This is a genomic window from Pseudomonas sp. GZD-222 (assembly GCF_049310525.1).
GTDB lineage: Bacteria > Pseudomonadota > Gammaproteobacteria > Pseudomonadales > Pseudomonadaceae > Aquipseudomonas.
Map to the genome: position 1 here is coordinate 19,485 of NZ_JBMOWO010000032.1, position 9,925 is coordinate 29,409.

The following is a 9,925-nucleotide window of genomic DNA, read 5'->3' on the forward strand; positions in this document are numbered from 1 at the left end:
CTCCTTTGTTAAAGTGAATTCAGGAACGCCAACAACGCGGCGCGTTGCTCGGCATTGAAGGTCAAGACGTGTTGCTTGGCCGCTTCGGCTTCGCCGCCGTGCCACAGCACGGCTTCAAGCAGGTTGCGGGCGCGGCCATCGTGAAGAAATCCGGCTTGGGCGCTGACAGTCTGGGTCAGGCCGATGCCCCAGAGGGGCGGGGTACGCCAATCCTGGCCGCTGGCGGCAAACTCGGTGCGGTTGTCAGCCAGGCCCGGGCCCATATCGTGCAACAGCAAATCGCTGTAGGGGCGGATCAGCTGATTGGCCAGTTCCGGCTCGGCAGCGTTGGTAGCGGTAGTGAAACTTGGGGTGTGGCAACTCTGGCAGCCGGCCTGGTGGAACAGGTTCTTGCCGGCCAGCACCTGAGGCGAGTCGACGTCCGCGCGGACCGGCACTGCCAGGTTGCGGGTGTAGAACAGCACCAGGCGGGCAATGTTGTCGCTGACCTCTTGCTCGCCATTGGCGCCGTTGCCATTGGGCGCCTTGAGGCAGTCGATCTGTGCCGGGGTGCAGTCATCGACGGGCCGCAAGGTGGAAGTGAGGCCCATGTCACCGGAGAACGCATGCACGTTCTGCTGGTTGATGTTCGGTTGTCCGGCTTTCCAGCCGAAACGGCCCATCACGGTTTTGCCCAGGGCATCGTCCCAGACCTGGTTGGGGCGACCACGGATGCCGTCGCCATTGCGATCATGCGGATCGGCATTGGCCAGGAGGTCGGCCTCGGGGATGGCTTCGAGCAGACCCAGGCCAATCATCGGCGGCGCGACCCGGGCGGAAAAGCGGGTGTCGGGGTGCATCGGGCCGTAACCGAGCTGGCTGATCTGCAGGGATGGCTGGCGCAGCTCTACCTGAGTACCGTCTTTGAACGTCACCGGTACCGGCGTGTATTCGACTCGCACTTTCCCTTCTGGCGTAACACCGGGAACCGCCATGTCCTGGAACTGACCGCCATAGACGGGTTCAGGAACGATGCCCAGTTGCTCAATGACTTTGGCGTAGTGCGGCTGATCGGGGATCGACAGGCGCACGATCATCGACACGGCATGCTTGGCGCCGGGGCCCGGCGGATGGCCGCGGCCGTCCTTGATATGGCAGTTCTGGCAGGCGTTGGTATTGAACAACGGACCCAGGCCATCACGGGCAGTGGTGGTCGCCGGGGCAATCACCCAAGGGTTGCGAAAGAAGCTGTTGCCCACGCTGAAGTCCAGGCGTCGGCTCGGCGCGAGGTTGGCCGAGGGCATGGAGTAGGCATTCTGATCGCGCTTGTTGACTGTCGTCTGGCCTCCGGCGAAGGCTTCGCCAGGCTCAGCCTGAGTGAAACGCGGGGCGTCGTCACAGGCGACCAGGGTCGTGGCCAGAAGCAGCGGGCTGAGACGGAACAGCAACGAAGACATCAAGGATCCTGAGCTTGAGCAAAAAACCGGCGTGCAAGCTTAGCAGGCTCAGGATCCTCGAATAAGAGGGATTTGCGTTTGCTAGATGAAATCTGGGGTGGGCTGTTGATCGCGGGGCAAGCCCGCTCCCACCGGGATGGCACCAGATCGGTGGGAGCGGGCTTGCCCCGCGATAAATTGACGCATAAAAAAAGCGACCCGAAGGTCGCCTTTTCTGGCTTGCCTACTGAATCAGAACTCGTGATCAGCAGTATCCGGGTTCAGATTGGAGATCCCCAGTTTGCCTGCGGCCTGCTCGATCGCACCGGTCTGCTTGACCAGCGAGGCGATGGCGTCACGCACGATCTGGTTGCCGGCAGCGTTGTCGGCAGCGATCAGCTGGTCGTAGTGCTCACCCTTGAGCGCGTGGTCGACAATGACCTGGATCTTCGCTTCGGTGGTTTCCAGGTCGGCCTTGAGGGTGGCGTCGGTGGCCGGATCGACTTTGGCTACCAGCGACGACAGGCTCGGGCCGGTCAGCTTGCTGCCGTCGGCGCGGGTGTACTCGCCCAGGTAGACGTTACGGATGCCCTTGGCGTCATAGAAGTGCGAGTAGTGGGTGTTGTCGCTGAAGCAATCGTGCTCGTCTTCCGGCGAGTTGGCTTCCAGGGAAACCTTCATGCGCTCGCCCGCCAGTTCACCCAGCGACAGACTGCCCATGCCGAACAGCATCTTGCGCAGACCGTCGGTGACCGGTTCTGCTTCCAGGGTGGCACGGTAGTTGGTGGCGACGTTTGGCGCCCAGTTGCCGACCATTTCTTCCAGGTCCTTGACCAGCAGTTGGGTCACGGCCTTGAGGTAGGCGCGGCGACGCTCGTTGTGACCGCCGGTGGCGCCTTTGCCTTCCAGATAGTCAGAGGCTGGACGGGCACCAGCACCCGGGCCGGTACCGTTGAGGTCCTGGCCCCAGAGGAGGAATTCGATGGCGTGGTAGCCGGTGGCAACGTTGGCTTCGGAACCGCCCAGCTCATTCAGGCTGGCGAGTTTTTCCGGGGTGATTTCCTTGACGTCGATCTTGTCTTCGCCGACCTGGATCTCGGTGTTGGCGATGATGTTGGCCGAAGCACCCGGGTTACCCAGCGCGTGCTCGTAGCTGGCGTCGACGTAGTCGATCAGGCCTTCGTCCAGTGGCCAGGCGTTCACTTGACCTTCCCAGTCGTCGACGATGGTGTTGCCGAAGCGGAACACTTCGCTCTGCAGGTAAGGCACGCGCGAGGCGACCCAGGCAGCCTTGGCGGCTTTCAGGGTGTCGTCGTTAGGGGTGGCGAGGAAAGCGTCGATGGCGGTTTGCAGGGTCTTGGCGGTGCTCAGCGAGTCGCTGTAGACGGCGTGAACCATGTCGGCGTAGTGCTTGACCACGGCCTTGGCGGCGGCCTCATCGACGTTGCCTGCAGCAGCCGGAGCAGCTGCGCTGGCAGCCGGAGCCTGGGCTTGCGGAGCGGCGGCCTTGTCCTTGTCATCGCCGCAACCGGCGAGAGAGATGGCAATGGCCAACAGACTGGCGGTGGCCAGAGGCATACGAATCATGGCGAATTCCTGCGTCGAGAGGTTGGACAGGCGTACCGGAGTACGCAAAACTGCAACATAATGCGAAAGATTTGCATTTTGTGTAAAGAGGCAGGCACGTAAATATTCAAATGCGTGTTGCTGCCCGTTGATGCAATGTCTTCAGGGGTTTAGAGAATTGAAACCTGGTTGCGCTGCGCCTGCTTGAGGAAGGCGGTCAGTTCCCGGGCCGGCAAGGGTTTGCTGTAGTGATAGCCCTGCCCCTCATGACAGCCTTGGGCAATGATGTAGGCCTCCTGTTCGGCAGTTTCCACACCTTCCGCGATCACCTGCATGCCCAGGCTCTTGCCCAACTGGATGATGGCGCGAACGATGGTGGCATCGTCGTCGTCATCGAACAGGTCCTGAACGAAGCTCTTGTCGATCTTGATCTTGTCCAGTGGCAATGATTTCAGATAGCTGAGCGAAGAGTAGCCGGTACCGAAATCGTCAATGGCGATCAGTGCGCCGGAGCGGCGCAGGCTCAGCAGATGTTGGGCGGCGGTACTGATGTCTTCCATCAGGCCGGTTTCGGTCACCTCCAACTCCAGGCTGCGCGGCGGCAGGCGGTAGATCTGCAACAGATTGTTGACCACGCGCGGCAGTTCGTTGTGGTGCAGTTGCACGGTCGACAGGTTGACCGCCATGCGCAATTCGCTGAAGCCCTGGTCATGCCATTCGCGCAGCTGTCGGCAAGCCTGGTCGAGTACCCATTCGCCGATGGTGATGATGTTGCCGTTCTGCTCGGCCAGGGGGATGAACTGGTCTGGCGGGACCATGCCCAGTTCCGGATGCTGCCAGCGCAGCAGTGCCTCGACGCCGACAACGCGATGATCGCGGTAGCTGATCTGCGGTTGGTAGACCAGGTACAGCTGATTGCGCGGTAGTGCTTCGCGCAGGTCTTTTTCCAGCTCGCGTCGGCGGCGCATTTCGCTGTCGACGCTGGCGATATAGAACTGATAGCGGTTGCGCGAGCGGGTCTTGGCCAGGGTCATGGTCTGCTCGGCTTTTTGCAGCAGCTTCTCAGTGCTGTCGCCATCCTCAGGGAAGAGGGTGATGCCGATGGTGGCCCGCAGGCGGATCTCCTGATGATCGAGGGCGAAGGGTGCCTCCAGGTCATCGAGAATGCTTTGCGCCAGTTCTGCCGCTTCGTAGGGCTGCTCGATATCGGCCTGGACCAGGGCGAACTGGTCGCCACCCAGGCGCGCCAGCGCACCGAGGCGGCCACTGTGGGCGCGCAAGCGATCGGCCAGGGCCAGCAGCAGTTGGTCGCCGGCCTGATAGCTGAACTGCTCGTTGATACCTTTGAAGTCGTCAAGGCCGACGCACAGCACCGCGACCCGGCGCTGCAGGCGGCCGGCGTCGACGAGGATCTTGTCCAGTTGCTGCTGCAGTTGCTGGCGGTTGGGCAGACCGGTGAGGAAATCGTACTGGGCCATGCGCAGCAAGCTGTTTTCGGCCTCGTGACGCAAATGGGTATTGCGTTCGATCGAAGCGAGCAGCTGGTTGGCGGTGTTGACCCACAGACCCAGCTCGTTGCGTTCGTGGCCTTTGATCAACGGCAGTTGATGCTGGCTGGGACGGTCGGGATTGATCTGGGTGAGGTTCTCGATGATCTTCGACAGCGGTTTGGTCAACATCCAGTGATAGACCAGGTACAGCACCAGGCCCATGGCCAGGGCGCGCAGCACGCCGGAGATGAAAATGATCACCGAATTGACCAGGAACCCTGCGCCATAGGACGCCGTGTCCAGAGTGATGCTCAAGTCGCCATAGTATTCGCTGTAGGGACCACGACCCACCAGTTGCGTGGTGAAGGTCCGTTCCTGACCGAGAATCAAGTCGGTCAACCAGCGTGTGGTCGACTCCTGCAGCGGCCGGGACTTGTCGGCGAGCATGGTTTCGTTGGGATGACCGATGGAGGCCATGCGCACGGACTCGTCCTGGAACAAGCCCTCCATGACCTGCATGCCCATTTCCTTGTCCAGGCTATAGACCGCCTGGGTTGAAGGATCGCGGAACATGTCGAGAATTCGCTGGGCGTCACTGGCCACTGCCTGACGCGTCTTGTAGGCATCAAAGACAATCTGCGCACAACTGAGAACGACACCGACCACCAGTGCCGAGAGCAGTACGACCCTGAGCAACTTGACCGATAAGCTGTTCTTGAGTTCCAGCTTCAATGGGGTTTCCTTAATCCATGCGCATGGCATCATTTTGCCATCATTCTTGGCAATCCACTATCGGCCGTTGGCAGAACTTACCCTACCCGGAAGGTGATGGTATTCCCGCTATCAATGTATCGGTTGCCCGGCCTTGCGACTTTAATCCTGGAAGCAAACTTCCCAAGGTTTGATGTTAGCGCGGTATCAGTTTGGGGCAAGAGCCAGTCGCCCTCATGCAGGCGAAAAAAAACCCGGACTGGCCGGGTTTTTTCTTGGTATCCGCTTAAGCGGTGAAGGTCTTGCCTTCGAACTGCTCGGCAACGAACTTCCAGTTGACCAGGTTCCAGAACGCCTCGACGTACTTAGGACGCAGGTTGCGGTAGTCGATGTAGTAGGCGTGTTCCCAGACGTCGCAGGTCAGCAGCGGAGTGTCGCCGCTGGTCAGCGGGCAGCCGGCGCCGATGGTGCTGGCCAGGGCCAGGGAGCCATCAGCCTTTTTCACCAGCCAGCCCCAGCCGGAGCCGAAGGTGCCAACGGAAGTCTTGGTGAACTCTTCCTTGAACTTGTCGAACGAGCCGAACGCAGCGTTGATGGCTTCAGCCAGGGCACCGGTAGGTTGGCCGCCGGCATTTGGCGCCAGGCAGTTCCAGTAGAAGGTGTGGTTCCAGACCTGAGCGGCGTTGTTGAAGATACCGCCCGAGGAAGACTTGACGATCTCTTCCAGGGTTTTACCTTCAAACTCGGTGCCTGGCACCAGGTTGTTCAGGTTCACGACATAGGTGTTGTGGTGCTTGTCGTGGTGGTATTCCAAGGTTTCCTTGGAGATGTGCGGCTGCAGGGCGTCGTGTGGGTAAGGCAGCGGCGGCAATTCAAAAGCCATGGTGATTCTCCTAATCAGGTCTGATGCGGTGAGCGCAAGGCCGATCACGGGCGGCCGGTGTGCGTCGGGGAGTTTGTACTCTTTGCGACGCAAGGGCTGGATCATAGCACCCGGCCCTGTGCTTAACCACGCAACAAGTGTATGGGAAAGAGGTTCCAGAGCCTTTGCTGGCGACAGACGAGTGGCACTCAGGTGAAGATCAGCTGAGCGGCCACGGCAAACATCATCACCGCAACCATCAGGTCCAGCAGGCGCCAGGTGCCGGGACGCGCCAGCCAGGGTGCAAGCCAGGCGGCGCCGAGGGCGAGGGTGAAGAACCACAGCAGCGAAGCGCTGGCCGCCCCGGCCACATAGGCGCCGGGAACGGTCTGCTGGGCGCCGAGAGAGCCAATCAACAGCACCGTATCCAGGTACACGTGAGGGTTGAGCAGGGTTACTGCCAGGGCACTGAGCAGCACCGCTCGACGTGAGCGCTGACCCTGGCCTTCACCTTGTTCCAGGCTTTGCTGCGAGCAGGCGCGCAACAAAGCCTTGCTGCCGTACCAGATCAGGAAGACGGCACCGCCCCAACGCGCCACTGCCAGTAGCGTCGGGTTCTGTGCCAGCACTGTAGCCAGGCCGAACACCCCGGCCGCGACCAGCAGGGCATCGCAGAACACACAGAGTGCCGCCACCGGCAAATGGTGTTCACGGCGCAGGCTCTGTGCCAGGACGAAGGCGTTCTGGGTGCCGATCGCCATGATCAGGCCGAAGGCGACCAGCAGGCCGTTCAGGTAGCTTTGCCACATAGGGGGATGCTCCGCAGGCACCAGCAGGGCGCTGGCGCTAAAAATCTAAAGAAGATGCTGGCCATTCTGCGGGCTGCATCTGTATAAGAAAAACAAATAAAGCTGATCTGGCATTAGGAAAAATAATGTTCGATTACAAACTGCTTTCCGCGCTCGCGGCGGTCATCGAGCAGGCCGGTTTCGAGCGCGCGGCGCAAGTGCTGGGATTATCGCAATCGGCGATTTCCCAACGCATCAAGTTGCTAGAGGCGCGGGTTGGGCAGCCGGTGTTGATACGCGCCAATCCGCCCACCCCGACCGATGTCGGCCGCCGTTTGCTCAACCATGTACAGCAGGTGCGGCTGCTGGAGCGCGATCTGCAAAGTCAGGTGCCAGCGCTGAACGACGAGGGGATGCCCGAACATTTGCGTATTGCCCTTAACGCCGACAGCCTGGCCACCTGGTGGGCAGGCGCGGTCGGTACCTTTTGCGCCGAGCAACAGGTATTGCTGGACCTGGTGGTAGAGGACCAGGAAGTTGGTCTGAAACGCATGCGCGCCGGCGAGGTGGCGGCGTGTCTTTGTGCTAGCGAACGTCCTGTGGCCGGTGCCCGCAGCGTACTGTTGGGGGCCATGCGTTACCGCGCCCTGGCCAGCCCGGCCTTCATGGCCCGCTACTTTGCCGAGGGTTTCGACGCCAGGCGCTTGTCACGCACGCCGGCGCTGGTGTTCGGGCCGGATGATTTTCTGCAGCATCGTTATCTGGCTTCACTCGGCATGGCGGATGGTTTCCTGCATCACTTGTGTCCTTCATCCGAGGGTTTCTTGCGCATGACCGAAGCAGGTCTGGGCTGGGGGCTGGTGCCGGAACTGCAGGTACGTGAGCAACTGGCGAGCGGGCTTCTGGTAGAAATTTCTGCGGATAAACCCATCGACGTCCCCTTGTACTGGCATCATTGGCGCAATGGCGGACAACTGCTCGGGCAATTGACCGAACACCTGCGACAGACTGCCCGGCAATGGCTGGTGCCCTTGTAAGCGCTGGCAGCGTCAGCAGGATCTGAAATTTGGTAAGGCGGAGTGGTACATGCGAATTCTGGTCACCGGCGCAAGCGGCTTTATTGGCGGGCGCTTTGCGCGCTTTGCCCTGGAGCAGGGTCTTGAGGTTCGGGTCAACGGCCGCCGTGCCGAGGGCGTCGAGCACCTGGTGCGGCGTGGCGCACAGTTCATTGCCGGCGACCTGGGTGACGCAGAGCTGGCCCGGCGTCTGTGTCAGGGGGTCGATGCCGTGGTGCATTGCGCCGGGGCGGTGGGTAACTGGGGGCGTTACCAGGATTTCTACCAGGGCAACGTCGTGGTCACCGAGAACGTGGTCGAGGCGTGCCTAAAAGAGCACGTGCGCCGCCTGGTGCACCTGTCGTCGCCGTCGATCTATTTCAACGGCCGTTCGCAGCTGAACATCAATGAAGAGCAGGTGCCACGGCGCTTCCATGATCACTATGGGGCGACCAAGTACCTGGCGGAGCAAAAGGTTTTTGGTGCCCAGGAGTTTGGCCTTGAGGTCCTGGCACTGCGTCCACGCTTCGTCACCGGAGCGGGTGACGTGAGCATTTTCCCGCGGTTGTTGCAGATGCAGCGCAAACGCCGCCTGGCGATTATCGGCAACGGCTTGAACAAGGTCGATTTCACCAGTGTGCAAAACCTTAATGAAGCGCTGCTCAGCGCGTTGTTCGCCGATGAGCCGGCGCTGGGCCAGGCCTACAACATCAGTAACGGTCATCCATTGCCGTTGTGGGATGTGGTCAATTATGTAATGCGCCAGATGCAGTTGCCGCAGGTCACCCGCTACCGCTCCTTCGGCCTGGCCTACAGCCTGGCGGCAGTCAATGAAGGGGCTTGCCTGCTCTGGCCCGGGCGTCCACAACCGACCCTGTCGCGCTTGACCATGCAGGCGATGAGCAAGGATTTCACCCTGGATATCAATCGCGCCCGGCAGTTACTGGATTACCGACCCACGGTCAGCCTGTGGACGGCGCTGGATGAATTCTGTGGCTGGTGGAAGGCTCAGACGCCGCAGCAGTGAACCCGTAAACGACTTTGCGGTCGATCAGTGCGCCGTGTAAGCGGTTTATACTAGTGCCCATTTGCTATTACAGCGGTTGAAGGCTCCCATGCGTAACGATGCTCAAGACGATTTCGACAATGTCCCGACCCTGCGTGCCAGTACGCGGGATGACGATGACTTTGACCGGCTGCCGGCAGACCGTGGGCCGCTGGTAGCGGGGGCGCGCAAGGCGCCACGGGCGGCCAGTACCGGGCCATTGTGGGCGTTGTTGGCGGCATCATTCATCGCCTTGGCGGGCCTGGGCTGGTGGAGTTTCCAGCAGGTGTCGTTGATGGAGCAGCAACTGGTGGCGACCCAGGAAAGCTTTGCCCGCATCAGCGAGGAAGCCGCAGGGCGCTTGCAGGCTATTAGCGGCAAAGTCGATGCCAGTGAATCCAATGTCAACAGCGGTAGCGAAGCGTTGAAGCTGCAGATCAAGCAGTTGCAAGCCAACCTGGTCGAACAGAAACAGCAGCAGCAAGGTGTTGCCGGGCAGACGGGCGACCTCGGCAAGCGCCTGGAGCAAGTGTTGGCGCAGGCCACTGAGCAACAGGCGGCAGTTGCCAAGTTGCAGGTTGAGTTGCAGGCCCAATTGAAAGCGGTAAACAGCGAACTGGCGGCCTTGAAAGCGGCTCAGGTGGACGGCGGCAAGCTCGATACCCAGATCAACAGCCTGACTGGCGAGGTTGCCGCGCTGAAGAAGCTGGGTAATCCGAATGCTGCCATCGAGCGTCTGGAACAGGATCTGCTGGTGCTCAAAAGCGAGCAGGAGAATCGTCCGGCGGCGCCTGTTGCGGCTGGCGCTTCGGTTGCCGAGTTCGATGCGTTCCGCCGACAGATGAGCCGTAGCATCACTACCCTGCAAAGCCAGGTGCAGAACCTGCAACAGCAGATCAATGCACGGCCTTGATTGATGGTGAACCTATAGCGGGGGGAAGACCCCCCCCCCACAGGGTTGGAAAACTCGTGGGGGAGACTTTCCCCCCCTTT

General features: G+C 60.8%; 8 protein-coding genes. 3 read left to right on the forward strand and 5 right to left on the reverse strand.

Annotation, left to right across the window (positions count from 1 at the left end; genetic code table 11):
• Positions 1-8: 8 nt before the first annotated feature.
• From ACO6VD_RS06205 to ACO6VD_RS06225, 5 genes are all read right to left on the reverse strand, one after another.
• Entirely contained in the window at positions 9-1,436 is a 1,428-nt protein-coding gene (locus ACO6VD_RS06205; protein WP_422417713.1) for a di-heme oxidoredictase family protein, read from the reverse strand.
• Positions 1,437-1,667: 231 nt separating this feature from the next.
• Positions 1,668-3,002 (reverse strand): imelysin family protein, encoded by a 1,335-nt coding sequence (locus tag ACO6VD_RS06210; RefSeq protein ID WP_422417714.1) that lies wholly within the window; start codon positions 3,000-3,002, stop codon positions 1,668-1,670.
• 149 nt (positions 3,003-3,151) lie between these two features.
• Positions 3,152-5,203: a putative bifunctional diguanylate cyclase/phosphodiesterase gene (locus tag ACO6VD_RS06215; protein ID WP_400171739.1), complete on the reverse strand. Its 2,052-nt coding sequence runs from the start codon at positions 5,201-5,203 to the stop codon at positions 3,152-3,154.
• Between the two features lie 265 nt (positions 5,204-5,468).
• Positions 5,469-6,065 (reverse strand): superoxide dismutase, encoded by a 597-nt coding sequence (locus ACO6VD_RS06220; protein ID WP_400171741.1) that lies wholly within the window; start codon positions 6,063-6,065, stop codon positions 5,469-5,471.
• Between the two features lie 188 nt (positions 6,066-6,253).
• A complete protein-coding gene (locus ACO6VD_RS06225) occupies positions 6,254-6,853 on the reverse strand; it encodes a LysE/ArgO family amino acid transporter (RefSeq protein WP_400171743.1) in 600 nt (199 codons plus the stop codon).
• 125 nt (positions 6,854-6,978) lie between these two features.
• On the opposite strand from ACO6VD_RS06225, the gene ACO6VD_RS06230 reads away from it, so the two are divergent.
• From ACO6VD_RS06230 to ACO6VD_RS06240, 3 genes are all read left to right on the forward strand, one after another.
• A complete protein-coding gene (locus ACO6VD_RS06230; protein WP_422417715.1) occupies positions 6,979-7,869 on the forward strand; it encodes a LysR family transcriptional regulator ArgP in 891 nt (296 codons plus the stop codon).
• Positions 7,870-7,918: 49 nt separating this feature from the next.
• Positions 7,919-8,914, forward strand: a complete 996-nt coding sequence (locus tag ACO6VD_RS06235; protein ID WP_422417716.1) for an NAD-dependent epimerase/dehydratase family protein — start codon at positions 7,919-7,921, stop codon at positions 8,912-8,914.
• Between the two features lie 88 nt (positions 8,915-9,002).
• A complete protein-coding gene (locus tag ACO6VD_RS06240; protein WP_422417717.1) occupies positions 9,003-9,845 on the forward strand; it encodes an ATPase in 843 nt (280 codons plus the stop codon).
• Positions 9,846-9,925 lie beyond the last annotated feature (80 nt).

What these genes read in the sequence shown, in the direction of transcription:
- ACO6VD_RS06240 (WP_422417717.1), top strand. Translation starts at nt 9,003, where the DNA reads ATGCGTAACGATGCTCAAGACGATTTCGACAATGTCCCGACCCTGCGT.
- ACO6VD_RS06220 (WP_400171741.1), bottom strand. Translation starts at nt 6,065, where the DNA reads ATGGCTTTTGAATTGCCGCCGCTGCCTTACCCACACGACGCCCTGCAG.
- ACO6VD_RS06210 (WP_422417714.1), bottom strand. Translation starts at nt 3,002, where the DNA reads ATGATTCGTATGCCTCTGGCCACCGCCAGTCTGTTGGCCATTGCCATC.
- ACO6VD_RS06225 (WP_400171743.1), bottom strand. Translation starts at nt 6,853, where the DNA reads ATGTGGCAAAGCTACCTGAACGGCCTGCTGGTCGCCTTCGGCCTGATC.
- ACO6VD_RS06205 (WP_422417713.1), bottom strand. Translation starts at nt 1,436, where the DNA reads ATGTCTTCGTTGCTGTTCCGTCTCAGCCCGCTGCTTCTGGCCACGACC.
- ACO6VD_RS06235 (WP_422417716.1), top strand. Translation starts at nt 7,919, where the DNA reads ATGCGAATTCTGGTCACCGGCGCAAGCGGCTTTATTGGCGGGCGCTTT.
- ACO6VD_RS06230 (WP_422417715.1), top strand. Translation starts at nt 6,979, where the DNA reads ATGTTCGATTACAAACTGCTTTCCGCGCTCGCGGCGGTCATCGAGCAG.